Genomic DNA, 24,109 nt, shown 5'->3' with positions numbered 1-24,109 from the left:
TCAGGCGCTGACCTTGGCGACATAGCGGTGGAAGCCGCTCGTCGTCCACGTACGGCCGTCGGGCATGACGGCGAAGCCCTCGGCGCCCGGCAGCGCCTCCAGCCAGCCGCGCGCCCGCTCGCCCATCGCGTACGCGGCCGTCGCGCGGGTGTCGGCCGTGGTCAGCCCCTCCGGGCAGACCACGGTGACCGAGGCGAGCCCGCCGACCGGTGGCCGGCCCGTGTACGGATCGAGGACATGGCAGCCGCGCTCGGCGGGTCCCGAGGTGGCCACGCCCAGCCCCTCGCCGGTCTCGATGACCGTGGCCAGCCCGCCGGGGCGCAGCGGGTCGGAGATCCCCACCCGCCAGGGCCCGCCGAGCAGTTGGATGTCGCCACCGCCGTTGAGACACACCGAACCGGCCCCGGACGAGGCGATCATCCGTACGGCACGCTCCACCGCCCAGCCCTTCACCAGCCCCGTCGGATCGAGACCGCCCGCGTAGCGGGTGGTGAACCATCCCGCGCTCTCCCGCTCCGCCGCCGCGCACAGCTCCAGCACCTCGACGACCTCCCGCGCGCACGCGGACAGGGCGAGCTCTCCCCGCCCCAGCCGCAGGATCTGGCTGTCCGGACGGAACGTCGAGAAGAGCTCGTCGGCGCGGTGCAGCGAGGCCACGGCCGCGTGCAGCCCGGCGCGGACCCGGGGCTCGTCCTGTACCCCCCGGATGTCGAACGAGAAGACCGTGCCCATCGACTCCTCGACATGGCGCAGCCGGGCGGTGTCGGGCGCCATCAGACACCCGCCTTGTCGAGCGCGCTCTGCAGCGAGTCCCGGTAGCCCTGGCTGGTGTAGCTGGCTCCGGAGACGGCGTCTATCCGGGCGTTCTGGGCGGTGACGGCCGCCTGGTCGAGCTGGGGGACGGCGTCGGCGGTGACCGACTGGCTGCGCGCGTCGGCGTCGGGGGCCTGGACCGCCTCGGACTTGGTGATCTTGCCGCCGGCGACGGTGATCCGGACCTGGACGGGCCCGTACTGGGTGTCCACGGCATCCCCGACCACGGTCCGCGAGCCGCCGGCAGCGGGCTCTCCGGCCCCGTCCCCGGCTCCGACCCCGGCCCCACCGCCGGGCTCAGCCGTGGACCCGCCGGCGCCCGCCGTGGCGGACACCCCCGTACCGGCCCCCGCCCCCACCGGCGCCCCGGCCACCGGCGTCCCGCCGGGCTGCTTCAGCGCGAGCAGCAGGACAACGCCCGACGCCGTCGCGGCGGCGCCGATCATGATCCGCCGGAGCGGATGCCTCGTCTTCGTCGGTTTCATTCGGCTGCCTCACAGTTCGAAGGACTCGTGATGGATACGACGGGTGGGCACGCCCGCCTCGCGCAGGGCCTCGTACGACTGACGGGCGAGCCCCGCGGGCCCGCAGAGATAGACATCGTGGTCCCCGATGTCCGGCAGCAGCTCCCGCAGCCGCCGCGGGGTGATCTCGGGCCGCACGCCGTCCGGCCCGTTGACCGCGTACAGCAGCCGGGCGCCGCGCGCCGACGCGATCTCCCGCAGCTCGGCCCAGAGCGCCAGATCCTCGGTCTTGCTCGCCCGGTAGAGCAGCGTCAGATCACCGGGCCCGCCGGGCAGCGTCTCGAACAGCGCCCGCATCGGCGTGATGCCGGCGCCGCCCGCGATCATCAGCACCTTCTCCTTGCTGCGCCGGGCGGCTGTCAGGGCGCCGTACGGGCCCTCCGCCCAGACCCGGGTGCCCGGCTCCAGCCGGGACAGGGCCGCGCTGTGCCCGCCGTTCGCCTTGACGGTGATCCGCAGCAGATCCGGCCGGGGCGCCGCGGACAGGGAGTACGGATTGGAACTCCAGCGCAGCCCGTCGGTGAGGAACCGCCAGCGGAAGAACTGGCCGGGCTGGGCGCCGAGCCGGTGCAGCCGCCGGCCGGTGATCAGTACGGAGACCACGCCGGGCGACTCGTACACGGTCTTCTCGACCCGCATCCGGTGGCGCCGGTTGAGCTGGATCGGGGCCAGTACGCGGTACCGGATCAGCAGCGCGCCCGCCGCGCCGTACAGCACGTACCAGACCGTCCGGGCCGCCGGGTTCCCGACGAACTCGGCTCCGGTGGCGAGTTGATGCCAGAACGTCAGATAGACGGCGGCGTAGGTGAGCAGATGGAGGTAGTACCAGGTCTCGTAGCGCACCCGGCGGCGCACCGCCCCCGCCGAGACACCGCCGATCACGAGAAAGAGCACGGTTCCGATGGCCGCCTCGATCATCCGGGGGTATTCGAGGACGACGCCGGCGCCCTGCTCCACGAGACCGGTACCGGCCCGGACCGCGTACCCCCAGACGGTCAGCAGGACATGGGCGATCACCAGCCCGACCGCGTACCGCCCGCCCGTCGCGTGCCAGCGCGTCACCCGGTCGGAGCCCACCCGCCGCTCCAGCGCGGGGATCCGGGCCATCAGCAGCACCACGATCGCGATCGCGTATCCGCCGAGCAGCCCGGTCAGCCGGCCCGCTCCGGTCAGCCACTCCGCCGCGTCGAGACGGACGACCGGGGTGTTCTGCCACCACAGGGCCAGGACGGCCGCCGCCCCCGCCCAGCAGACCGCCAGCACGGGCAGCGCGCCCGACCGTCGCGGGCGGATCGCGCGCAGGGTCTGCCTTCTGGCGGCCCGGCCGTTGTGCAACATCGCCACAGGACTGCTCCTCCGTTGCCTCCGTGCCCGGCGATACGGATGTGAGCGGCGGAGAGTTCAACGGAGGGCGCGGAGAAGAGCCCGGGGGCCGGTCAGGTGGCGCTCTCGGCGGCCCTCACGGAGGTGATGGCCGTCGGTCCCGAGGACGTACCGATCGCGATATGCGGACGGCGGTCCGGATCGGCCCAGGCCAGGACGGCGCTCATCGCGTCGGCCGGTACGGAGACACATCCGGCGGTCGCGCCCTCGCCGTTGACGTGCAGGAAGATCCCGGCGCCCCGGCCGCGCACCGGCCGGTCGTAGTTGAAGCCGATCACCAGCGCGAGGTCGTACTGGGACGGGTAGTCGGCCAGACGCTCGGACTCCGTCGCCCGGCAGTCCGACGGCAGCCCCTCCACCCAGCGGTTGTACGCCCGCGACTCATTGTCCTGGCACCACCAGGACCGCTCCGTCACCGGGCGGTAGCCGACGCTCGTCCCGTCCGGCGCGGGCGCGAGGCCGAATCCGTACGGCAGGCCGTACAGCCCGGTCGGGGTGGTCGAGGTGCCCTGCTTGCGCGACCGGCCCTCGGTCAGCCCGCCCGCTCCGAAGCGCGCCTTGGCGGAACCGGCCGCCACCCACCGCGCGCCGCGCCGGTCCCACCAGGTCACCCGGCCGGTGGTGGCTCCGGGCTCCGGGGCCTCGGCGGTGATCAGCTGGCTGCCGCCGCCGGTGTCCGCCATCCGCTCGGGAAGCGGCACCTCGGCGGACGGCGCCCCGGCGGACGGCGCCCCGGCGGACGGCGCCCCGGGGGACGCGGCCGTGAGCGTGGCGACGGTGAGCAGGACGGAGCCGAGTACGAGAGCGATGCGCATGCCCGGACCGTATGCCGCCGGGGCGGCGGCGGCCTCTCCGCTGCTCCGAACGGCGGTGCGCCGGACGGCGGTGCGCCGGACGGCGGGGCCGACCGGAAGCGGCCCCTCAGTCCGCGCGTGCCGGGAGCGGCAGCGGCAGCGCCGGCAGCCCGTCCAGGCTCACCCCGACATGGTCCTTCTTCTCGCAGTACGCGGCGAACTCCTCGTCCGACTTCCGGCCGAAGTGCTCGGCGTGCTGGGTGCGCTCCTCCCGGTAGTCCATGAAGGGGACGGCGAAACCGCAGGCGTCACCGATGCGCTCGGCGTGGATCACGATGATCGCGCGGGCGCCGGGCCCGTCGGCGTCCGCGAAGAGGCGGATGTACTCGCCCCAGCGTGGATCGTCCCGGAAGACCGGCTCCCCCCGTCCGTGCACCCGCAGCACCTTGGGCGGTCCGGTGAACGCGCACCACATCAGGGTGATGCGGCCGTTCTCCCGCAGATGCGCGATGGTCTCGGCGCCGCTGCCGCCGAAGTCCAGATAGGCGAGGGTCAGCTCGTCGATCACGACGAGGGTCCCGGCCCGCCCCTTGGGCGAGAGATTGACATGGCCGTCGGCCGCCAGCGGCGCGGTGGCGGTGAAGAAGACGGGCTGTTCCTCGATGAAGGTCCGAATCCGGCCGTCGATCCGTTCGTATCGCTTACCCATGTTCTGGATTATCGGCGCTGGGGGCCCGGCGGGAAGGCCGTTTCCAACGGGTGGGACGGCCCCGACGGTCGCACGATGGAACGATGACGAAGGAGCGGAAGACGAAGAGCGGCACCGAGGGACGCGAGGTCCGAGTACGCCGGGTGTACGAGGCGCCGGAGCCCGGCGACGGCACCCGGGTACTGGTGGACCGGCTCTGGCCGCGCGGACTGGCCAAGAGCGAGGCCGCGCTGGACGAGTGGCTGAAGGACGCCGCGCCCTCGGCGGAGCTGCGCAAGTGGTACGGACACGATCCGGCGCGGTTCGAGGAATTCGCCGGCCGGTACGCCGCCGAACTCACCGGACCCGGCCCTGAGCAGGCCCTCGTACGGCTGCGTGAACTGGCCGCCGAGGACACGCTCACCCTGCTCACGGCCACCAAGGACACGCGGCACAGCCATGCCCTGTTGCTCGCCGCGGAGGTCCGCGGGGGAGCGCGTTGACAAAACCATACGGTGCATCGCATAGTTATACCTGTCAGTGAATGCACCGTAAGGAGAAACCCGTGACCGAGCGCGTCGTACTCGCCTACTCGGGCGGCCTGGACACCTCCGTCGCCATCGGCTGGATCGCCGAGGAGACGGGCGCCGAGGTCATCGCCGTTGCCGTGGACGTCGGCCAGGGCGGCGAGGACCTGGACGTCATCCGCAAGCGCGCGCTCGCCTGCGGTGCCGTCGAAGCCGAGGTCGCGGACGCGAAGGACGAGTTCGCCGAGGAGTACTGCCTCCCGGCGATCAAGGCCAACGCCCTCTACATGGACCGCTACCCGCTGGTCTCCGCCCTCTCCCGGCCGACGATCGTCAAGCACCTCGTCGCCGCCGCGAAGAAGCACAACGCCGGCACCGTCGCCCACGGCTGCACGGGCAAGGGCAACGACCAGGTGCGCTTCGAGGCCGGGATCACCGCCCTCGGCCCGGATCTGAAGTGCATCGCCCCGGTCCGCGACTACGCGATGACCCGCGACAAGGCGATCGCCTTCTGCGAGCAGAAGAACCTCCCGATCGCGACCACCAAGAAGTCCCCGTACTCCATCGACCAGAACGTCTTCGGGCGGGCCGTCGAGACGGGCTTCCTGGAGGACATCTGGAACGGTCCGATCGAGGACGTGTACGAGTACACCTCGAACCCGGCCACGCCCCGCGAGGCCGACGAGGTCATCGTCTCCTTCAAGGAGGGCGTGCCCGTCGCCATCGACGGCAAGCCCGTCACCGTCCTCCAGGCGATCCAGCAGCTCAACGAGCGGGCCGGCGCCCAGGGCATCGGCCGGATCGACATGGTCGAGGACCGGCTCGTCGGCATCAAGTCCCGGGAGATCTACGAGGCCCCCGGCGCCATCGCGCTGATCACCGCGCACCAGGAGCTGGAGAACGTCACCGTCGAGCGCGAGCTGGCCCGCTACAAGCGGCAGGTCGAGCAGCGCTGGGGCGAGATCGTCTACGACGGCCTGTGGTTCTCGCCGCTCAAGCGCGCCCTGGACGGCTTCATCAACGAGGCCAACCAGCATGTCACCGGCGACATCCGGATGACCCTGCACGGCGGCCGGGCCGTTGTCACCGGCCGGAAGTCGGACGAGTCGCTGTACGACTTCAACCTCGCGACGTACGACTCGGGCGACACGTTCGACCAGTCCAAGGCGCAGGGCTTCATCGAGATCTTCGGCCTCTCGTCGAAGATCGCCGCTCGGCGTGACCTCGCCTGATCCCAACCGTTTGACAGTCCGCCTCCCCGTTCCTCCGCGGCGGGGAGGCGGTCGTACTTCCCGATCCCTTCTGAGGAGCAGCAGTGAGCAGCAGCAACGGTGATGTCCGGCTCTGGGGCGGCCGGTTCGCCGACGGTCCGGCGGAGGCGCTGGCAGCCTTGTCCGCGTCCGTCCACTTCGACTGGCGGCTCGCGCCGTACGACATTGCCGGCTCCCGCGCCCACGCCCGCGTGCTGCACAAGGCCGGGCTGCTCACCGCCGATGAGCTGACCCGCATGCTGGCCGGTCTCGACCAGCTGGAGGCCGATGTCGCCGACGGCTCGTTCACCGGCACCGTCGCGGACGAGGACGTCCACACCGCGCTGGAGCGCGGCCTGCTGGAGCGGCTCGGCGCCGACCTCGGCGGCAAGCTGCGCGCCGGGCGGTCCCGTAACGACCAGATCGCCACGCTCTTCCGGATGTACCTCCGTGACCACGCCCGGGTCATCGGCGGCCTGATCGCGGACCTCCAGGACGCGCTGGTCGGGCTCGCCGAGGCGCACCCGGACGTCGCGATGCCCGGCCGTACGCACCTCCAGCACGCCCAGCCCGTCCTCTTCGCCCACCATGTGCTGGCGCACGCGCAGTCGCTGTCCCGGGACGCGGAGCGGCTGCGGCAGTGGGACAAGCGCACGGCGGTCTCCCCGTACGGCTCCGGCGCGCTGGCGGGGTCCTCGCTCGGGCTCGACCCCGAGGCGGTCGCCGCCGACCTCGGCTTCGAGCGCGGCTCGGTCGGGAACTCGATCGACGGCACGGCCTCCCGTGACTTCGTCGCCGAGTTCGCCTTCGTCACCGCGATGATCGGCGTCAATCTGTCGCGGATCGCCGAGGAGATCATTCTCTGGAACACGAAGGAGTTCTCCTTCGTCACCCTCCACGACGCCTTCTCCACCGGCTCGTCGATCATGCCGCAGAAGAAGAACCCGGACATCGCCGAGCTGGCGCGCGGCAAGTCCGGCCGGCTCATCGGCAATCTCACCGGGCTGCTGGCCACGCTGAAGGCGCTGCCGCTCGCGTACAACCGCGACCTCCAGGAGGACAAGGAGCCGGTCTTCGACTCCTGCGACCAGCTGGAGGTCCTGCTGCCGGCCTTCACCGGCATGATGGCCACGCTGACCGTCAACCGGGAGCGGATGGCGGAGCTGGCACCGGCCGGCTTCTCGCTCGCCACGGACATCGCCGAGTGGCTGGTCAGGCAAGGCGTGCCGTTCCGGGTGGCGCACGAGGTCGCGGGGGAGTGCGTCAAGGAGTGCGAGACGCTCGGTATCGAGCTGGCCGATCTGACGGACGAGCAGTTCGCGAAGATCTCCGAGCACCTCACCCCCGAGGTGCGGACGGTGCTCAATGTGCCGGGCTCGCTGGCCTCCCGCAACGGCCGGGGCGGTACGGCCCCGTCGGCCGTCGCCGTCCAGCTCTCCGAGGTCAAGGCCGATCTGGTGATACAGCACGCCTGGGCGAACGCCAAGAAGTAGCCCCCGCCACCGAAGTAACCGGCTCTCCTGGAGCCGTTCGCCGCTACAGCGCCGCCGCCCACTCCGCGAGCGTGTCGAAGTCCGGACGGGTCAGCCCGATCCGGGGATCGATACGCATCAACAGGGCGGCGGCGAGGTGGCGTTGGTCCGTCCACGCGCGGTCGTACGAGGTGATCTCGTCGTCGACCCAGGCGAAGGGCCGTCCGGCCGCGTACTCCAGTACGTACGGCGTCTTCCAGAAGGTCCCGAGCGGGGCCCTGCGCTCCGGGCCGGACCACTCGACGTACGGCAGCTCCGGCAGCCCGAGGACCGGCGCGATCCACTCATTGGCGTCGTTCTCCCACGTGGTGGCCCAGACCAGCTCGTAGCGGTCGGCGAGCGCCAGCAGTTCCACTCCGTGCTCCGGGTTGAGCAGCACGGGCAGCGGCTGATCCGCGGGCCAGCCCGAGGGCCGCATCCAGTGCCGTACGTACCCTTCCGGCGCCCCCTCGGCCGCGAGGGCGAGATACGGGTTCAGCGGACCGTCGACATCGATCAGCAGCAGTGGCTTCGTACGCGAGTCCATACGCGACTTCATACGCGGGTTCCTTCCCTCTGGGTAGTGCGCGGGGTAGTGGTTCAGCGCTGTATCGAATGAGACATTGGTGTCTCATGTGGGTTATGGTCGTCTCATGACCGTCGATCGTGAACAGGTGCTGCGCACCGCCGCCGCCCTTCTCACCCGCAGGGCCACCGCCACCATGGACGAGGTCGCCCGGTCCGCGGGGATAGGGCGAGCGACGCTGCACCGCCACTTCGCCGGGCGGGACGCGCTGATCAAGGCGCTGGAGGAGCTGGGCCTCAAGGAGCTGGAGACGGCCCTCGACGACGCCCGGCTCGACGAGGGCCCGGCGGACGAGGCGCTGCGCCGGCTGATCGCGAGCGTCGAGCCCTCCGCCGGGCTGCTCGCCTTCCTCCTCACCGAGAACCAGCTCTTCGAGGGCGATGTCTACGACGGCTGGAACCGCACCGACGCCCGGATCTCCGCGCTCTTCCGGCGCGGCCAGGAGGAAGGCGTGTTCCGTATCGACCTCAGCCACGCCTGGCTGACGGACGCCTTCTACGGACTGATCAGCGCCGGCGCCTGGACCGTCCACGACGGCCGCGCCGCCCCCAAGGATTTCCCGTACATGATCGCCGAGTTGCTGCTCGGCGGAGCACGACGGAGTGTGAAGCAATGACCAGCACCCACCTCACCGCGGCGGAGAGCGATCAGACGCCCCGTCCCGGGCGCTGGATCGCGCTCACCGTGCTCGTCCTCGCTGTGCTGCTGGTGGCCGTCGACGCCACCGTTCTGGGCCTCGCCACACCGTTCCTCAGCGAGGACCTCAAGCCGACCGGCACCCAGCTCCTCTGGATCGGCGACATCTACTCCTTCGTCATCGCCGGTCTGCTGGTCTCCATGGGCAGCCTCGGCGACCGGATCGGCCGCAAGAAGCTGCTGCTGACGGGCGCGGTCGCCTTCGGCGGGGTCTCCGTACTCAACGCGTACGCGACCACCCCGGAAATGATGATCGTGGCCAGGGCGCTGCTCGGCGTCGCGGGCGCGACCCTGATGCCCGCCACCCTCGCCCTGATCCGCAATATCTTCCACGACCCCAGGGAACGCAGCCTCGCCATCGGCATCTGGGGCGCGATGGCCTCCGCGGGCGCGGCGGTCGGTCCGGTCGTCGGCGGCTTCCTGCTGGAGCACTTCTGGTGGGGCTCGGTCTTCCTGATCAATCTGCCCGTGATGGCCGTTCTGGTGATCGTCGGCATCAAGACGCTGCCCGAGTCGAAGAACCCCGCGCCGGGTCCCTGGGACCTGACGAGCGTGGTGCTCTCCCTGGTCGGCGTCGTCGGCGTCGTATACGCGATCAAGGAAGCGGCCGCGCACGGTCCTGGCTGGGACGTCGTGGTCGTGGGCCTGCTGGGCGCGGGCGCGCTCCACTGGTTCGTACGGCGCCAGCTCACGCTGCCCGCCCCGCTGCTCGACATACGGCTCTTCCACCACCGGGGCTTCTCCGGCGCGGTCCTGGCCGATCTGCTGACCATCCTCGGCCTCTCCGGGCTGGTCTTCTTCCTGTCGCAGTATCTGCAGCTGGTGCAGGGCCGCCGGCCGCTGGAAGCGGGGCTGGCCGAACTGCCCGCCGCCGTCGGCGCGGTGGCGGCGGGACTCCTCGCCGGAACCATCGCCCGCCGTTACTCCGTACGGTCCGTGGTGGCCGGCGGGCTCGCGGCGATCGGTCTGTCCCTCGCGGCGCTGGTCACCATCAGCCAGTCCACCGGCTATCCGCTGCTGGGGGCTGTCCTGCTGATCGTCGGCGTGGGCGCGGGCTTCTCCTTCACCGTCACCGCCGATGTGATTCTCTCCAGCGTCCCCAAGGAGCACGCCGGTTCCGCCTCCGCGGTGTCGGAGACCGCGTACGAACTGGGCGCGGCGCTCGGTATCGCGCTGCTCGGCTCGATCGTCACCGGCGTCTACCGGGGCTTCCCCACCCCGTCCGGTGTCCCGGCCGACGCGGCCTCGGCCGCGCACGAGTCCCTGGGCGGCGCCGTGGAGGCCGCCGCCGGACTCCCGGGGCACTCCGGGGCGGCGCTGGTGGCGGCGGCTCAGGAGGCGTTCGTGGACGGTCTGCGCTTCGCGGCGGGGGTGGGCGCGGCGGTGCTGCTGGCCACGTCGGTGGTGGCCTGGTTCCTGCTGCGCGGCCAGAAGCTGGAGGACGGCGTGGAGCACTGACGGGGTGTCGAGCCCTGACGGGCGCCGGGAGCAAGGGCATGGAAGCCCTCGGCGCCCGAACGGGTTACGCCGCCTTCGCCTTCGTGGCGTACATGTCCACGTACTCCTGCCCGGACAGCTCCATGACCTCGGTCATCACCGAGTCCGTCACCGCCCGCAGCACATACCGGTCGCGGTCCATGCCCTCGTACCGCGAGAACTCCATCGGCTTGCCGAAGCGCACGGTCACCTTGCCGGTCCGGGGCATGCCCGAGCCGTTCGGCTGGAGCTTGTCCGTACCGATCATGGCGAAGGGCACCACCGGGGCGCCCGTCATCAGCGTCAGCCGCGCGATGCCCGTACGGCCCCGGTACAGCCGGCCGTCGGGGGAGCGGGTGCCCTCCGGATAGATACCGAAGATATTGCCCTGGTCCAGGATCCGACGGCCCGTCATCAGCGCCGCGACCCCGCCCCGGCCACCGTCGCGGTCCACCGGGATCATGCCCACGCCGGTGAAGAACCAGGCCATCAGCCTGCCCTTGAGGCCCTTGCCGGTGACGTACTCGTCCTTGCCGATGAAGAAGACCTGACGGTCACAGACCAGCGGCAGGATCATCGAGTCGATGAAGGTGAGATGGTTGCCGGCGAGGATCACCGGCCCGCTCCCCGGAATGTTCTCGGCGCCTTCCACACGGGTGCGGAACATCAGGCGCATGATCGGTCCGAGCGCTGCCTTGATGAGCGCGAAGCGGGACAACGGTTCCTCCGGTGTCGTGCGAAGTTGCTGGACGGCCGACTTTGAGGCCGGGCGAAGAGGTGGGGCGGCGTCGCGCGGCCTCTTCGCCCGGCCTCTAAATCTCTGCAGGTGAGGACGGTACTCGCAACTCCACACGAGCGCACATCGGGTTCACCGACCGGATACACGCTGTTGACGTGAGTTTCCGCCACGTTCGCCCAGGGTCTCCCGTACGGAAGGCGTGGCCGCCTACGCTCGGCCCTCGTTTGGCAGTCGTTGACAGGTGCGGGACATCACATCGAGGAGCGTTCATGACACAGGGTGCGCGGAATACGCCCGGACGGCGGACCGTACTCGGAGCGGCGGTGCTCGGCTCGGCGGCCGTGGCGCTGCCCGCCTCGGCGCAGGCTGCCGAGCGCGCTGTTGAAACGGGTCGGGGCGGCCACGGACCGGCGAAGCCGGCCCTGCCCGTACCCACGATCATCGGCCACCGCGGAGCCAGCGGCTACCGTCCCGAGCACACCCTCGGCTCGTACCAGCTCGCCCTCGACCTCGGCGCGCATGTGATCGAGCAGGACCTGGTGCCCACCAAGGACGGCCATCTGGTGTGCCGTCACGAGAACGACATCACGGCCACGACCGATGTCGCGGACCACCCGGAGTTCGCGGGCCGCAAGACCACCAAGAGCATCGACGGCGTCAGCCTCACCGGCTGGTTCACCGAGGACTTCACGCTCGCCGAGCTGAAGACGCTGCGCGCCAAGGAGCGCATCCCCGGCGTCCGGCAGCGCAACACGCTCTACGACGGCCGCTGGGACGTCCCCACCTTCGAAGAGGTGCTGCGCTGGGCGGACGAGCAGGGCCGCCGCCTCGGCCGCAAGATCTGGCTGTACACCGAGACCAAGCACCCCACCTACTTCCGCGGTCTCGGCCTCGGCCTGGAGGAGCCCCTCGCGAAGCTGCTGCGCCGCTACGGGCGTGACCGCAAGGACTCCGCCATCTTCCTCCAGTCCTTCGAGCCGAGCAGCATGCAGCGGATGGCGAAGCTGGTCTCCTCGCCGCGCGTCGTCCTGCTCGACGCCGCCGGCACCCGCCCGTGGGACTTCAAGGTCGCGAACGACCCGCGTACGGTCGCCGATCTGGTCAAGCCCGAGGGCCTGAAGTGGATCGCGTCCTACGCGCAGGGCATCGGCCCGACGCTCGACCTGATCATCCCGAAGGACGCCACGGGCAAGCTGGGCACGCCCACCACGCTGGTACGGGACGCGCACGCGAAGGGGCTGATCCTCCACCCGTACACGCTGCGCGACGAGAACGCCTTCCTGCCGGCGGACTTCCGGCGCGGTACGGACCCGAACGCGTACGGCGATGCCTTCGGCGCCTTCCGGGCCTACTTCGAGCAGGGCATCGACGGCATCTTCACCGACAACCCGGACACCGGTCTGCTGGCGCGGGCGGACTTCGTCAGCCGCTGAGCGCGCGTGCCCCGGTCGGGTGACCGCCCGGCCGGGGAGCAACCGCCCGTCGTCGCACGGACGTCACGGCGGGCATGACATCAGTCCGGCCCATCCGGCCCCTCCCCGCTTCCCGACCGCCCCAGCCCATGGCGCACCGCCCGCCGGCCTCCGTCCGCCCGTCGGAGTCCGCGCGGTCGACGGCTCTCGTCCACGCGCTGCTTCCGCTGGTGCGCGCGGAGGCGGCGGCGGAGGCTCCGGGGGCCGGGACCGAGCCAGGAGACCTCGAACAGGCCGCCTGGGTACGGCTGCTGGAACGGCCGGCCGCCGAGCCCTGGCCCGGCGACACCGCGCGCTGGGTACGGGATGTCGTACGGGCCGAGGCCCGCCGCGCCCGGCGCACCGCCGCCCGCGAACTCCCGTACCGCTACGAACCCGCCGCCGGGCCCGAGTCCGACCCCGAGCGAGCCGCGCTGCGCACCGACCGGAGGCAGACGCTCCGCGCGGCGGTCGGCCGTACCCCCGGACGCTGTCCGCTGGTCCTGACCGCGATGCTGTCGCCGGAGGACCTCACCTACCGTGAGATCGCGGGGGAGTTGGGTATGTCACAGGGCAGTTTGGGACCGTTACGTTCCAGATGCCTGGGATGCCTGCGCAGAATGCTGGCGGCCGGGGTTGCGGCTCCTGAACTCGGGGGAAAGGAGCGGTAGACCACCGGCGGACCAAGTGAGCGGGAGGCATGCACACATGGGCATGAGCGTGACCATCTCAGCGGCGAGCGCGCAGGACGCTGAACAGATCCTGAAGCTGCAGTACCTGTGCTACCAGAACGAGGCCGAGCTGTACGGCGACTACACCATCGAGCCCCTGACCCAGACGCTCGACGACCTGCGGGCCGAACTCGCCCAGGGCCACGGCCTGGTGGCCAGGCTCGGCGACGAAGTGGTGGCGTCGGTGCGCGGCAGTATCGACGCGACGGGCACCGCCCGGATCGCCAAGCTCATCGTCCATCCCCGGATGCGGCGCCACGGCCTCGGCGGACGGCTGCTCGACGCCATCGAGACGCACTTCGCGGGACAGCCGGCGGCCCAGCGCTTCCAGCTCTTCACCGGCCACCGCAGCGAGGGCAATCTGCGGCTCTACCGCAGCCGCGGCTACGCCCCGGTGTCGACGGAGCAGGCGGGCCCCCGACTGAGACTGGTCACCCTGGAGAAGGAAGCCGCGACGGAGGCCGCGGCCGTCGGGGCGTACGTCGCCAGCGCCTGACGTGAGGGCGGAATCCCCGGCGGCACGACCCCAGTGGCATGGCCTCAGGGGTACGAAGGGGGTTCCGCTTCCCGATCACCCGCGACGAGCGGCGATGCGGTCCATCGACGCTATCGACGGCTCTTGCGCAGCCACAGAATGCCGGTGACCGGCAGCAGCACCGGAATGAAGAGGTAGCCCATCCCGTAGTCCGACCAGACCGTGGCGTCCGGGAAGGCCGACGGATCGGCCAGCGTCCATGTCCCGACGGTCAGTACGCCCACCAGCTCCGCGGCGCAGCAGAGCAGAGCGGCCTTCCGTGCCGTCTCCCCGCCGCGTACCAGCGTGTAGGTGATGAACGCGTAGACCGCGGCGGCGACGGCGGAGAGCGCGTAGGCCAGTGGCGCGCGGTCGAATTCGGTGGCGATCTGGTAGACGGACCGGGAGACCGCGCCGACCGACATCACGCCGTACAGCCAGACCAGCAGCAGCCCAGGACCCCGGACCAGCCTGACCGGTGCCCCGTCGGCGCCTTCGGTGGTCATGTCGTCAGCCTTCCCAGATGTCATGGAGCCGTACTTCCAGCACGGCCAGGACGACCGCTCCGGCGGCGACCGTGACCGAGCCCCAGCGGGTCCGCTCGCTCAGCGACAGGAACCCGGCCGCGGGGACCGCGAACAGCGCGCCGAGCAGATACGAGACGAAGATCACCGAGCCCTCGTCGGCCTGCTCGCCGCGCGCCAGCTGCACGATCCCGACGACCAGCTGCGCCAGCGCGAGCACCGACACCACGGCCATGCCGATGAAGTGCCAGTCCTTGGTGGGCTGGTCGCGGTAGGCGGCGAAGCCGCACCAGGCGGCGAGGGCGAGCGCGGCCACGGAGACCGCGACCGTCAGGGCGACAAGCATGGGCCCGAGCGTATTACGGGGCGAAAGGCCCGCCGCGCGCGCCCCCGCGAGGCCGGTGCCTCCGCGCCCGGTGGCTCCGAGCACCCGGGACCGTGGCCTTGACCACAGCGCGCGACCACTCCGAGCGGACGCCGACTGTTGTGGGCGTTCCCGACTCGGCGATATCCGCGCAGGTCACGGCCCATGCGGCGGGGATCCGTACCGCCCGATAGGGGCCATCATCGACCGTCGTGGACCTCGACGAGGTGTCCGTATGGTGCGGCGAAGTTGTCCGCTATACGGACAACCCCCAGGCGTCCATCCTCACGTCTGTTTTACTTACGGCATGACCACAACGAGCTACCGCGCCCCCGCGACCGAGGCGAACCACACGCCCGGTGCTCGTTGTCTGTGTCGAATGTGCGCCAACTGAGGGCCCCTGCCTGAGCCTCGCGCCCCGAAGCGAGACCCGACGGCCGAGCCGCGTCCGTACCCCGTAAGGCCATGAGAGCCATGGTCCGAAGGCCGGCCGGCGCAGCGTGCCTGCCCCCGTGTGCGTCGCCTCCCGGTCACCCACCGCGTCAGCGCGCCATGTCGGAATGACGAATGCCCCGTGCCCGGCGGACCCCTCGCCGCGCACTCGACAGTGATGGAAACCCCTGTGATCACTACTACGGGCCTGACGAAGATCTACCGGTCCGCCCAGTCACGCGGCCGTGAAGTCACCGCGCTCGACGGCGTCGACCTGCATGTCCGCGAGGGCGAGGTCTTCGGAGTCGTGGGACAGAGCGGCGCCGGGAAGTCGTCGCTCATCCGCTGCGTCAATCTCCTCGAACGCCCCACCGCCGGTACGGTCACCGTCGACGGCCAGGACCTCACCGCACTCGCCGGCCGCGGCCGGCGGGCGGGCAAGGAGCTGCGCCGGGCGCGCAGTTCGATCGGCATGGTCTTCCAGCACTTCAATCTGCTGTCCTCCCGCACGGTCAGGGACAACGTCGAACTGCCGCTGGAGATCCTCGGCGTGGCGGGCCAGGAACGTACGCGCCGCGCCCTGGAGCTGCTGGATCTGGTCGGTCTCGCCGACAAGGCCAAGGCGTATCCGGCCCAGCTCTCCGGCGGCCAGAAGCAGCGGGTCGGAATCGCCCGCGCGCTGGCCGGCAACCCCAAGGTGCTGCTCTCCGACGAGGCGACGAGCGCCCTGGACCCGGAGACCACCCGCTCGATCCTCCAACTGCTGCGCGACCTCAACCGGCAGCTCGGTCTGACGGTGCTGCTCATCACGCACGAGATGGAGGTCGTGAAGACGATCTGCGACTCGGCGGCGCTGATGCGCAAGGGCCGGATCGTCGAGTCCGGCACGGTCGGCGAACTGCTCGCCACCCCTGGATCGCAGCTGGCGCAGGAGCTGTTCCCGGTGGGCGGTACGGCCTCGGGTCCCGGCCGTACGGTCCTCGACGTCACCTTCCTCGGAGCCGCCGCGACCCAGCCGGTGATCTCCCAGCTCGCCAGGACCTACAACATCGACATATCGATCCTGGGTGCCGCGATGGACACCGTCGGCGGGCGGCAGATCGGCCGGATGCGGATCGAGCTGCCCGGCGCCTACGAGGACAACGTCGTCCCGATCGGCTTCCTGCGCGAACAGGGTCTCCAGGCCGAGATCGTGGACGACGCGGACACAGGCGCCGACGCGGCAGCCACCGTCCCCGCGCAGAGCCCCGCACCAGTGAAGGAAGATGCCAAGTGACCTGGTCGGAGATGCAGCCCCTGCTGTCCCAGGGGACCATCGACACCCTCTATATGGTGCTGTGGTCCGCGCTCGTCACCCTCGCCGGCGGACTGCCCCTCGGCATTCTGCTGGTCCTCACCGACAAGGGCGGACTGCTCCAGAACGCCGTGGTCAACAAGGCCGTCGGGGCGATCGTGAACATCGGCCGCTCGCTGCCGTTCATGATCCTGCTGATCGCGCTGATCCCGTTCACCACCCTGATCGTCGGCACGTTCATCGGCCCCACCGCGATGATCGTGCCGCTGGCGATCGGCGCCATCCCGTTCTTCGCGCGACTCGTCGAGACGGCCATCCGCGAGGTCGACCACGGGCTGGTCGAGGCCGTCCAGGCGATGGGCGGCTCGATCCCCACCATCGTCCGCAAGGTGCTGCTGCCGCAGGCCCTGCCGTCGCTGGTGTCCGCCGTCACCACCACCGTCATCGTGCTCATCGGCTACTCGGCCATGGCCGGGGCGGTCGGCGGTGAGGGGCTCGGATCCAAGGCCGTCACCTATGGATTCCAGCGCTTCGAGAACGGCTTCATGATCGCCACGGTTGTCGTCCTGATCGCGATCGTCACCGTGGTCCAGCTGCTCGGCGACGGGGTCGTACGGCTGCTGGCGCGCCGCGGCCGTACCGCCACCTGACCCGATTCCACCCTCAGGCCCGCACTCCTTGTCCGGGCCACGTCACCCGCATCACCGGAAAGAGGCACTCTTCGTGCGTACCACCGTCAAGTTCAGCGCGGCAGCCGCCGCCACCGCCGCTCTCGCCCTCGGCCTCAGCGCCTGCGGCACCTCCTCCGACCCGGGCTCCTCGTCCGCCGCCGGAGCCTCCGCCGACACCTCCAAGCCGCTCGTCGTCGCCGCGTCCCCGACGCCGCACGCCGACATCCTGAACTTCGTCAAGAAGAACCTGGCGGACAAGGACGGTCTCAAGCTGGAGGTCAAGGAGTTCACGGACTACGTCCTGCCGAACACCGCCACCCAGAGCGGCGAGGTCGACGCCAACTTCTTCCAGCACAAGCCGTACCTGGACGACTTCAACAAGAAGAAGGGCACCGACATCGTGCCCGTCGTCGATGTCGAGCTGGAGCCCCTCGGCCTCTACTCCAAGAAGGTCAAGGACCTCAAGGAGCTCAAGGCCGGCCAGAGCGTCGCCATCCCCAACGACACCACCAACGAGGGCCGCGCGCTCAAGCTGCTCGCGGACAACGGTGTGATCACGCTCAAGGACGGCGCGGGCACCGACGCCAACCTCGCCGACATCAAGGACGCCAAGGGCCTGAAGTTCAAGGAACTGGAGGCGGCCACGCTGCCCCGCGCCCTGAACGACGTGGACGCCGCCGTCATCAATGGCAACTACGCCATCGAGGCCGACCTCAAGCCCGCCAAGGACGCCCTGGCCCTGGAGAAGGCCGACGGCAACCCGTACGCCAACTTCCTCGCCGTCAAGCGCGGCAACGAGAAGGACCCGCGGGTGGAGAAGCTCGCGAAGCTCCTGAACTCGCCCGAGGTGAAGAAGTACATCGAGGACACCTACGAGGGCTCGGTCGTGCCCGCTTTCGGCGCGGCCAAGTAGTCACCGCAGTAACGTTCCTGTCGGCGAGAGCCCCGTACACGCACGTCGTGTACGGGGCTTCCGTATCCGTACGGACCCGGCCATGCGCATCCGCCACCCGATGCTGCATGCTGTGCATTTACGACGGACTGAGGCATGGAGCTGTGCATGACTACCACCTTTCCGGACGTTTCCATCAGCACGGAGCGGTTGGTGCTGCGCCCCTTCGAGCCGGCGGACATCCCGGCGCACATCGAGATGATGAATGACGAGCTGGTCACGGCCTGGACCTCCGTCCCTCATCCGTATACGAGAAGAGACGCCGAGGAGTGGATCGGCAGAATCGCCCCCGCCGAGCGCCTGGAAGGGCGCGGGATCGCGTTCGCCGTCACCGAGTTCCTCACCCAGCGGCTCGTCGGGGTCGTACGGCTGCGGAACACCAACTGGCACGCACTCGCCACCGAGGCCGCGTATGTGACCGCGCCCTGGGCGCGCGGTGAGGGATACGCCACCGAATCGGCGCTCGCGGTCGCCCAGTGGCTCTTCCGCGACCAGAAGTTCGAACGCATCGAGGTGCGCACCCCCGCCGACAACACGGCCTCCCAGCAGGTCGCGCAGAAGATCGGCTGCATCAGCGAGGGCGTCCTGCGCAACGCCTGGATAGCGCGCACCCAGACCGAGGACGGCGGCTGGACCGACATCCGCACCGACCTGATCGTCTGGAGCCTGCTGCCCGAGGATCTCGAAGGCGTCGCCGAGCAGATGGCGGACGCGACGGGCTACGCGTCCTTCACCGACTGGAACTGACGGCCACCCCCCACCGCCCGGCCGGCCTCCCGGCCCGGCCAGGTACTCTCACCGTGCGCTCACGACCGTACGGGCAGTGCCCCGCGCGACGGCCGCGATCCACGACCACCGGCAGCGATCTCCCACCTCTGCCCCGCTTCCGCCCCACTTGAGACGACTTACGGAGACTGACGACGATGGCCGACCGCGTCACGGTGATCGGCTGGGACGGCTCGCCCCTCACCGCCGCGGCCAAGTCCGCGCTCTCCGCCGCCACTCTGGTGGCCGGAGCCGCCCACCATCTGGCGCTCCCCGAGGTGCCGCCCGGCGCCGAGCGCATCCGCCTCGGCTCGATCGACCTCGCGGCCCGCAGGATCGCCGGGCACCGCGGCAGCGCCGTGGTCCTCGCCGACGGCGACCCCGGCTTCTTCGGCGTCGTACGCACCCTGCGCGCGCCGGAACACGGCCTGGAGGTCGAAGTCGTCCCCGCGGTCTCCGCCGTGGCCAGCGCCTTCGCGCGGGCCGGGATGGCCTGGGACGACGCCCAAGTCGTCGTCGCCCACCGCCGTACGCTCCGCCGCGCCGTCAATGTCTGCCGGGCGCACACCAAGGTCGCCGTCCTCACCTCCCCGGGCGCCGGCCCCGCCGAACTCGCGCTGCTCCTCGACGGGATCCACCGCACCTTCGTCATCTGCGAGGAGCTCGGCACCGACCGGGAACAGGTCACCGTCCTCACCTCCGACAAGGCCGCCGACCATGTCTGGCGTGATCCGAACGTGGTGATCGTCATCGGCGGAGTCGGTACCGCGGTCTCCCCGGGCAGCGGCTGGATCGCCGGCCGCGACCCCGGATACCCGCCGGCCGAACGCGGCTGGGCGCTGCCCACCGAGGAGTACGGCATCGAGCTGGACGAGGGCGAGTCGACCTGGCTGCGTGCCGCCCAGCTGGCCCGGCTCGGCGCCCGTACCGGCGATCTCGTCTGGGACATCGGCTGCGGGAGCGGAGCACTCGCCGCCGAGGCGGCCCGCTTCGGCGCCGCGGTCATCGCCGTGGACGACGAGCCGGGGGCCTGCGCCAGCACGGCCGCCGCCGCCCGCCGCGCCGGCGTACAGCTCCAGGTCGTCCAGGGCCGGGCGCCCCACGTACTGGAGCGGCTGCCCGAGCCCGATGTCGTACGGATCGGCGCCGGCGGTCTCGATGTGGTCACCGCCTGCGCCGACCGCAGGCCCGAGCGCATCGTCACCCACGCGGCCACCCGCGACGAGGCCGAGGCGGTGGGAACGGCCCTGGCGGCAGGGGGATATGAGGTGGAGTGCGCCCTGCTCCAGTCTGTCGGCCTCGACACCGGCGACTGGTCCGAGCGCGAGCGCTCCGTCGTCTTCCTCGTCTCCGGACAGCGTCCGGAGAGCGGCCCCTGACCCTGCTTCCGCGCCGCGCGGGGTAGGCTGGCCGATCGTTGTACAGCAGCCGGGCGTTCGTTACTTCGTTCGTCAATGTCCGGAAAAGGGGCCCGTTTTGGGCCCTGATGTGGTACGGCGAGAACCGGGGGACGCGCGACGTGGCGCAGTCCACAGCGGGCCGTGGCGGATACCACCGCCAGGGCCCTGAAAGACCGCGGAAGCCCAGACACCAGGGCCGACGCGGGCCTTTCGTGCCGCCCGGCGCCCACGCTCGTTGTTCATGACGGGCGCCGGAAGCGCCGCGGATCGGGCGCCCCGGTGGAAGGGCTGAAGGAGCAGAACCAATGGGCGAGGGGTACGCACATGACTGACACCGGCCAGGTCCCGGTCGAGGGACTGCCGGAGAACGCAGGCATGGTGGAGCAGCCGGGCATCCCCGCTCCCGGCGCGTACACCTACCTCGCCCCCTCCGCACCCGTCACCGAGGACGAAGACCTCCTGCTCATGCCGAGCGCCCAGGGCGGCTGGAACGACCCCCAGGTCGTGCCCAGTGAGGCGCCCCTCGCCTACGCCGTGCCCGAGGGGTACGCCACGCCCGACGGGTACGCCGCCGCGCCGGAGAGCTACGCCCCGGTGGCGCCCGAGGCGTACGCCGTTCCCGAGCAGGCCCTGATCCAGCAGCAGATGCCGCCCATAGAACAGCCGGCGCCGATCCAGGAGCCGGTGGCCCAGGTCCAGGCCGAGGCGCCGGACGGCTACCAGCCCCAGCCGGAGTTCACCGCCGAGCCGACGCAGGCTCCGGTCGCGCAGGCCGAGTTCGAGCAGCCGGCCGCCCCCGTGGAGCCCGAGGCCCCGGTCGTGTCCGAAGAGGTGACGGACCTGCCGCAGCCCGGGCAGACCCCGCACCAGCCGGGCGCGCACGAGGCCGGAGGCCGGGACACCAGTTCGGTGGATCTCACCGGCGTACGTATGCCGGCGCCCGTGGCGGCCCCCGCGCCCGCCCCTGTCCAGACGCCGGTGCGCCGCCCGCTGCACATGGGCCCGCCGGTGCCCGACCCGACGGGTGGCGTGGTGCGTTCGCTCGCCGACCGGGGGCCGGCGGGCACGCCGACGCAGGCCGTCCGGGTACGCGCCCAGGCCCAGGGACCGGCCACCACGGGCCCGGAGTATCTGGACGTCCCGCGCGAGGAGCCCGCCGTCCTCGCGGGACCGCAGCTGAGCGAGATCCCGCCGCAGGCGGGGGCCCCTTGGTCGGCCGAGCCGCCGGCCGCCGAGCCCGAGCCTGTGGCCGTGGCTGTGGCGCCGGAGGCGGCGGCAGAAGCGGTCGTCCCGGAGCCGGAAGCCCAGGCCGAGCCGGTCCCTGTACCGGTCCCCGTCCCGGCCGAGCCGGAGCCCGAGGTGGCCGCCGTCGTCGAGCCGGAGCCCGAGGCGGTCGCCGTCGTCGAGCCGGAGCCGCAGCCCGAACCGATCGCCCCCGAACCGCCCGCCGCGGAGCAACTGCCGGAACCTGCCCCCGAGCCGGAGCCGGAGCCCGCCCCCGTGGCCGAGGCCCCGGCCGCGGTGTCGGTCGAGCCGGCCGAAGCGCAGGAGGCCCCGGCTCCCGCCGCCGAGCAGATCGAGCAGCCGGCGGAAGAGCCCGTACTCGCACCGGCCCCGGAACCCGAGCCGGTCCAGGAGTCCGCCCCCGAGCCCACGCCGGAACCCGAGCCCGCACCGGTCCAGGAGTCCGCGCCCGAACCGGCGCCGGAGCCTGCCCCGGAGCCCGAAGCCGCGCCGGAACCGGAACCGCTCGCGGAGACCACCGCCGTACCGGAGCCCGTCGCCGTACCGGAGCCCGTCGCCGTACCGGAGCCCAAGGCCGAGGCGGAGCCTCAGCCCGAGGAAGCCGAACCCGAACCCGAGCCCGCGCCCGTCGCGCAGGAAGGCACCGCGGCCCCGTCCGGCTACGACGACGCCGAACGCGACGCCGTGCTCCGTGTGATGCGCGAGCGCCGGGACATCCGTAACGGCTTCCGCTCCGACCCCATCCCGCACGAGGTCCTGCTGCGCGTCCTGGAGGCCGCGCACACCGCGCCCAGCGTGGGCCACTCCCAGCCCTGGGACTTCGTCGTCATCCGCTCAGCCGAGACCCGGCGGTCCATGCACGAGCTGGCACAGCGTCAGCGTGACGCGTACGCCAAGGCGCTGCCCAAGGGCCGGGCCAAGCAGTTCAAGGAACTGAAGATCGAGGCCATCCTCGACACCCCGGTGAACATCGTCGTCACCGCGGACCCCACGCGCGGCGGCCGGCACACCCTCGGCCGGCACACCCAGCCTCAGATGGCCCCGTACTCCTCGGCGCTCGCCGTGGAGAACCTGTGGCTCGCCGCCCGCGCCGAGGGCCTCGGCGTCGGCTGGGTCAGCTTCTTCGACGAGCGCGAGATGGTGCGCGCACTGGGGCTGCCCGAGCATCTCGAAGTAGTGGCGTACCTCTGCGTCGGATACGTGGACGAGTTCCCCGTCGAGCCCGAGCTGATGCAGGCCGGCTGGTCCAAGCGCCGGCCGCTCTCCTGGGTCGTCCACGAGGAGACGTACGGCCGCCGCGCCCTGCCGGGCGAGGAGCCGCACGATCTGCTCCAGGAGACCATCGCCGGAATCCGCCCGCTGGACGCCAAGGCGCTGGGCGAGGCATGGGAGCGGCAGAAGCGGATGACCAAACCCGCCGGCGCGCTCGGCATGCTGGAGATCATCTCCGCCCAGCTCAGCGGATTGTCCCGGCTCTGCCCGCCGCCGATCCCGGAACCGGCCGCCGTCGCGATCTTCGCGGGCGACCACGGCGTACACGCGCAGGGGGTGACCCCGTGGCCGCAGGAGGTGACCGGCCAGATGGTCGCCAACTTCCTGGGCGGCGGCGCGGTGTGCAACGCGTTCGCGACCCAGGTGGGCGCGGAGGTCTGCGTCATCGACGTGGGCGTCACCGGCGAACTCCAGGCGACGCCGGGCCTGCTGCCCCGCAAGGTCCGCGCCGGTACGGCCGACTTCACGACGGGGCCCGCGCTGAGCCGCGAGGAAGTCCTCGCGGCGATCGAGGTCGGCATCGAGACGGCCCGCGATCTGGTGGCCGCGGGCAACAAGGCCCTGCTCACCGGAGAGATGGGCATCGCCAACACGACCGTGTCGGCCGCGCTGATCTGCGTCTACACCGGCCAGGACCCGGCGGAGGTCACCGGCCGGGGCACCGGCATCAACGACGAGATGCACGCCCGCAAGGTGGACGTCGTCCGCCGAGGTCTCGACCTGCACCAGCCCGACCCGTCCGACCCGGTCGGCGTCCTCGCGGCGATCGGCGGCCTGGAACACGCGGCCCTGGTCGGATTCCTGCTGGGCGGCGCGTCGCTGCGTACGCCGGTCATCCTGGACGGCGTGAGCGCCGGCGCGGCGGCGCTGGTCGCCCGGGCGATCGCCCCGGAGGCCCTGGCGGCCTGCATCGCGGGCCACCGCAGCGCGGAGCCGGGCCACGTAGCGGCCCTCAACAAACTCGGCCTGCGCCCCTTGGTCGACCTGGACCTCCGCCTGGGCGAGGGCACGGGGGCGCTGCTGGCGCTCCCGGTGGTACAGAGCGCGGCGCGGGCGATGCACGAGGTGGCGACGTTCGACTCGGCGGGGGTCACGGAGAAATAGGCTGCGCGTTGCCCGGGGTCCGCTCGCCTTTGACCGGGGGCCGGTGGTCCGGGTGCGGGTTGTTGCCGGGTGGCGCGGTTCGCCTTCCGGCGGGGGGTCGTGGTCGGGGGTGCGTTTGTCTGTGGCCCGGGGCCGGTGGTCGGGTTCGGGTTGTTGCCGGGTGGCGCGGTTCGCCTCCGGCGGGGGGTCGTGGTCGGGGGTGAGTTTCGGCGGGGGCCGGTGGTGCGTCTGCGGGTTGTTGCCGGGGTGCGCTCCGGGGTTCGCGCCCGGGACGGCATGATTTACGGCGCGCAGCGGCCCTGATGATGGGTTCGGGCGTTCGTGCGCCACAAATCACGCTTTAGTGTCCCGGACACGACCCCTGCGCGCCCCCCTTCACTGCCCGCACAGGCGGCCCGGCCGT

23 protein-coding genes are annotated in these 24,109 nt (G+C 71.5%); 14 read left to right on the top strand and 9 right to left on the bottom strand.

Going from position 1 to position 24,109, the window contains the following annotated elements; translation table 11 throughout:
* The 5 genes from IF11_RS0132045 to IF11_RS0132025 form a co-directional block, all read right to left on the bottom strand.
* On the bottom strand, window positions 1–774 hold the full coding sequence (locus tag IF11_RS0132045; protein WP_030355300.1) for an FAD:protein FMN transferase: 774 nt from the start codon (window positions 772–774) through the stop codon (window positions 1–3).
* Window positions 774–1,298, bottom strand: a complete 525-nt coding sequence (locus IF11_RS0132040; RefSeq protein WP_051746401.1) for an FMN-binding protein — start codon at window positions 1,296–1,298, stop codon at window positions 774–776. Before IF11_RS0132040 ends, IF11_RS0132045 begins: the two co-directional genes overlap by 1 nt.
* A 9-nt stretch (window positions 1,299–1,307) precedes the next feature.
* Window positions 1,308–2,675: a ferredoxin reductase family protein gene (locus IF11_RS0132035; RefSeq protein ID WP_030355298.1), complete on the bottom strand. Its 1,368-nt coding sequence runs from the start codon at window positions 2,673–2,675 to the stop codon at window positions 1,308–1,310.
* Between the two features lie 98 nt (window positions 2,676–2,773).
* Entirely contained in the window at window positions 2,774–3,535 is a 762-nt protein-coding gene (locus IF11_RS0132030; RefSeq protein WP_030355297.1) for a L,D-transpeptidase family protein, read from the bottom strand.
* A 106-nt stretch (window positions 3,536–3,641) separates the two neighbouring features.
* Window positions 3,642–4,223: a pyridoxamine 5'-phosphate oxidase family protein gene (locus tag IF11_RS0132025; RefSeq protein ID WP_030355296.1), complete on the bottom strand. Its 582-nt coding sequence runs from the start codon at window positions 4,221–4,223 to the stop codon at window positions 3,642–3,644.
* An 83-nt stretch (window positions 4,224–4,306) separates the two neighbouring features.
* Between IF11_RS0132025 and IF11_RS0132020 the strand changes: the two genes are divergently transcribed.
* From IF11_RS0132020 to argH, 3 genes are all read left to right on the top strand, one after another.
* Entirely contained in the window at window positions 4,307–4,705 is a 399-nt protein-coding gene (locus tag IF11_RS0132020; RefSeq protein ID WP_030355295.1) for a DUF488 domain-containing protein, read from the top strand.
* Between the two features lie 62 nt (window positions 4,706–4,767).
* On the top strand, window positions 4,768–5,961 hold the full coding sequence (locus tag IF11_RS0132015; protein ID WP_030355294.1) for an argininosuccinate synthase: 1,194 nt from the start codon (window positions 4,768–4,770) through the stop codon (window positions 5,959–5,961).
* 83 nt (window positions 5,962–6,044) lie between these two features.
* Window positions 6,045–7,472 (top strand): argininosuccinate lyase, encoded by a 1,428-nt coding sequence (gene argH, locus IF11_RS0132010; protein WP_030355293.1) that lies wholly within the window; start codon window positions 6,045–6,047, stop codon window positions 7,470–7,472.
* 43 nt (window positions 7,473–7,515) lie between these two features.
* Here argH and IF11_RS0132005 read toward each other — a convergent pair whose 3' ends face one another.
* Entirely contained in the window at window positions 7,516–8,049 is a 534-nt protein-coding gene (locus IF11_RS0132005) for an HAD domain-containing protein (protein ID WP_240627692.1), read from the bottom strand.
* A gap of 94 nt (window positions 8,050–8,143) precedes the next feature.
* On the opposite strand from IF11_RS0132005, the gene IF11_RS0132000 reads away from it, so the two are divergent.
* Both IF11_RS0132000 and IF11_RS0131995 read left to right on the top strand, forming a co-directional pair.
* Window positions 8,144–8,692, top strand: coding sequence for a TetR/AcrR family transcriptional regulator (locus IF11_RS0132000; protein ID WP_030355291.1), 549 nt, complete (start codon window positions 8,144–8,146; stop codon window positions 8,690–8,692).
* A complete protein-coding gene (locus tag IF11_RS0131995) occupies window positions 8,689–10,230 on the top strand; it encodes an MFS transporter (protein WP_030355290.1) in 1,542 nt (513 codons plus the stop codon). The genes IF11_RS0132000 and IF11_RS0131995 overlap by 4 nt, the downstream gene beginning before the upstream one ends.
* Before the next feature lie 64 nt (window positions 10,231–10,294).
* Here the strand turns inward: IF11_RS0131995 and IF11_RS0131990 are convergent, their stop codons facing one another.
* Window positions 10,295–10,924, bottom strand: coding sequence for a lysophospholipid acyltransferase family protein (locus IF11_RS0131990; RefSeq protein ID WP_240627693.1), 630 nt, complete (start codon window positions 10,922–10,924; stop codon window positions 10,295–10,297).
* Between the two features lie 332 nt (window positions 10,925–11,256).
* Here IF11_RS0131990 and IF11_RS0131985 point away from each other — a divergent pair, with 332 nt between their 5' ends.
* The 3 genes from IF11_RS0131985 (at window position 11,257) to IF11_RS0131975 (ending at window position 13,665) form a co-directional block, all read left to right on the top strand.
* Window positions 11,257–12,420, top strand: a complete 1,164-nt coding sequence (locus IF11_RS0131985) for a glycerophosphodiester phosphodiesterase (protein ID WP_030355288.1) — start codon at window positions 11,257–11,259, stop codon at window positions 12,418–12,420.
* A gap of 128 nt (window positions 12,421–12,548) precedes the next feature.
* Window positions 12,549–13,109 carry an RNA polymerase sigma factor gene (locus IF11_RS0131980; protein WP_030355287.1) on the top strand — a complete coding sequence of 187 codons (561 nt, stop codon included), beginning with the start codon at window positions 12,549–12,551 and terminating at the stop codon, window positions 13,107–13,109.
* 37 nt (window positions 13,110–13,146) lie between these two features.
* Window positions 13,147–13,665 carry a GNAT family N-acetyltransferase gene (locus IF11_RS0131975; RefSeq protein WP_030355286.1) on the top strand — a complete coding sequence of 173 codons (519 nt, stop codon included), beginning with the start codon at window positions 13,147–13,149 and terminating at the stop codon, window positions 13,663–13,665.
* A 110-nt stretch (window positions 13,666–13,775) separates the two neighbouring features.
* Here IF11_RS0131975 and IF11_RS0131970 read toward each other — a convergent pair whose 3' ends face one another.
* Together IF11_RS0131970 and IF11_RS0131965 are read right to left on the bottom strand one after the other, a co-directional pair.
* Complete coding sequence (locus tag IF11_RS0131970) at window positions 13,776–14,189, bottom strand: hypothetical protein (protein ID WP_030355285.1); 414 nt, start codon at window positions 14,187–14,189, stop codon at window positions 13,776–13,778.
* Between the two features lie 4 nt (window positions 14,190–14,193).
* Entirely contained in the window at window positions 14,194–14,553 is a 360-nt protein-coding gene (locus tag IF11_RS0131965) for a hypothetical protein (protein ID WP_030355284.1), read from the bottom strand.
* A 640-nt stretch (window positions 14,554–15,193) separates the two neighbouring features.
* Here IF11_RS0131965 and IF11_RS0131960 point away from each other — a divergent pair.
* From IF11_RS0131960 to cobT, 6 genes are all read left to right on the top strand, one after another.
* Window positions 15,194–16,279 (top strand): methionine ABC transporter ATP-binding protein, encoded by a 1,086-nt coding sequence (locus tag IF11_RS0131960; protein ID WP_030355283.1) that lies wholly within the window; start codon window positions 15,194–15,196, stop codon window positions 16,277–16,279.
* Window positions 16,276–16,947 (top strand): methionine ABC transporter permease, encoded by a 672-nt coding sequence (locus IF11_RS0131955; RefSeq protein WP_030355282.1) that lies wholly within the window; start codon window positions 16,276–16,278, stop codon window positions 16,945–16,947. Before IF11_RS0131960 ends, IF11_RS0131955 begins: the two co-directional genes overlap by 4 nt.
* A gap of 73 nt (window positions 16,948–17,020) precedes the next feature.
* Window positions 17,021–17,881, top strand: a complete 861-nt coding sequence (locus IF11_RS0131950) for a MetQ/NlpA family ABC transporter substrate-binding protein (protein WP_030355281.1) — start codon at window positions 17,021–17,023, stop codon at window positions 17,879–17,881.
* 147 nt (window positions 17,882–18,028) lie between these two features.
* Entirely contained in the window at window positions 18,029–18,667 is a 639-nt protein-coding gene (locus IF11_RS0131945) for a GNAT family N-acetyltransferase (protein WP_051746403.1), read from the top strand.
* 176 nt (window positions 18,668–18,843) lie between these two features.
* Window positions 18,844–20,064 carry a precorrin-6y C5,15-methyltransferase (decarboxylating) subunit CbiE gene (gene cbiE / locus IF11_RS0131940; protein WP_030355279.1) on the top strand — a complete coding sequence of 407 codons (1,221 nt, stop codon included), beginning with the start codon at window positions 18,844–18,846 and terminating at the stop codon, window positions 20,062–20,064.
* Window positions 20,065–20,409: 345 nt separating this feature from the next.
* Entirely contained in the window at window positions 20,410–23,706 is a 3,297-nt protein-coding gene (gene cobT, locus IF11_RS0131935; RefSeq protein ID WP_030355278.1) for a nicotinate-nucleotide--dimethylbenzimidazole phosphoribosyltransferase, read from the top strand.
* Window positions 23,707–24,109 lie beyond the last annotated feature (403 nt).

It is taken from the genome of Streptomyces scopuliridis RB72 (assembly GCF_000718095.1).
In the GTDB taxonomy this organism is placed as follows: Bacteria; Actinomycetota; Actinomycetes; order Streptomycetales; family Streptomycetaceae; genus Streptomyces; species Streptomyces scopuliridis.
Note: the sequence above shows the minus strand (reverse complement) of the source record. Positions and strands in the feature narration are given on the sequence as shown.

Bases quoted from the DNA above. Each gene is read 5' to 3' on its own strand.
- IF11_RS0132045 (WP_030355300.1), bottom strand. From the start codon at position 774: ATGGCGCCCGACACCGCCCGGCTGCGCCATGTCGAGGAGTCGATGGGC.
- IF11_RS0132040 (WP_051746401.1), bottom strand. From the start codon at position 1,298: ATGAAACCGACGAAGACGAGGCATCCGCTCCGGCGGATCATGATCGGC.
- IF11_RS0132035 (WP_030355298.1), bottom strand. From the start codon at position 2,675: ATGTTGCACAACGGCCGGGCCGCCAGAAGGCAGACCCTGCGCGCGATC.
- IF11_RS0132030 (WP_030355297.1), bottom strand. From the start codon at position 3,535: ATGCGCATCGCTCTCGTACTCGGCTCCGTCCTGCTCACCGTCGCCACG.
- IF11_RS0132025 (WP_030355296.1), bottom strand. From the start codon at position 4,223: ATGGGTAAGCGATACGAACGGATCGACGGCCGGATTCGGACCTTCATC.
- IF11_RS0132020 (WP_030355295.1), top strand. From the start codon at position 4,307: ATGACGAAGGAGCGGAAGACGAAGAGCGGCACCGAGGGACGCGAGGTC.
- IF11_RS0132005 (WP_240627692.1), bottom strand. From the start codon at position 8,049: ATGAAGTCGCGTATGGACTCGCGTACGAAGCCACTGCTGCTGATCGAT.
- IF11_RS0132000 (WP_030355291.1), top strand. From the start codon at position 8,144: ATGACCGTCGATCGTGAACAGGTGCTGCGCACCGCCGCCGCCCTTCTC.
- IF11_RS0131995 (WP_030355290.1), top strand. From the start codon at position 8,689: ATGACCAGCACCCACCTCACCGCGGCGGAGAGCGATCAGACGCCCCGT.
- IF11_RS0131990 (WP_240627693.1), bottom strand. From the start codon at position 10,924: ATGCGCCTGATGTTCCGCACCCGTGTGGAAGGCGCCGAGAACATTCCG.
- IF11_RS0131985 (WP_030355288.1), top strand. From the start codon at position 11,257: ATGACACAGGGTGCGCGGAATACGCCCGGACGGCGGACCGTACTCGGA.
- IF11_RS0131980 (WP_030355287.1), top strand. From the start codon at position 12,549: ATGGCGCACCGCCCGCCGGCCTCCGTCCGCCCGTCGGAGTCCGCGCGG.
- IF11_RS0131975 (WP_030355286.1), top strand. From the start codon at position 13,147: ATGGGCATGAGCGTGACCATCTCAGCGGCGAGCGCGCAGGACGCTGAA.
- IF11_RS0131970 (WP_030355285.1), bottom strand. From the start codon at position 14,189: ATGACCACCGAAGGCGCCGACGGGGCACCGGTCAGGCTGGTCCGGGGT.
- IF11_RS0131965 (WP_030355284.1), bottom strand. From the start codon at position 14,553: ATGCTTGTCGCCCTGACGGTCGCGGTCTCCGTGGCCGCGCTCGCCCTC.
- IF11_RS0131945 (WP_051746403.1), top strand. From the start codon at position 18,029: ATGACTACCACCTTTCCGGACGTTTCCATCAGCACGGAGCGGTTGGTG.
- cbiE (WP_030355279.1), top strand. From the start codon at position 18,844: ATGGCCGACCGCGTCACGGTGATCGGCTGGGACGGCTCGCCCCTCACC.
- cobT (WP_030355278.1), top strand. From the start codon at position 20,410: ATGACTGACACCGGCCAGGTCCCGGTCGAGGGACTGCCGGAGAACGCA.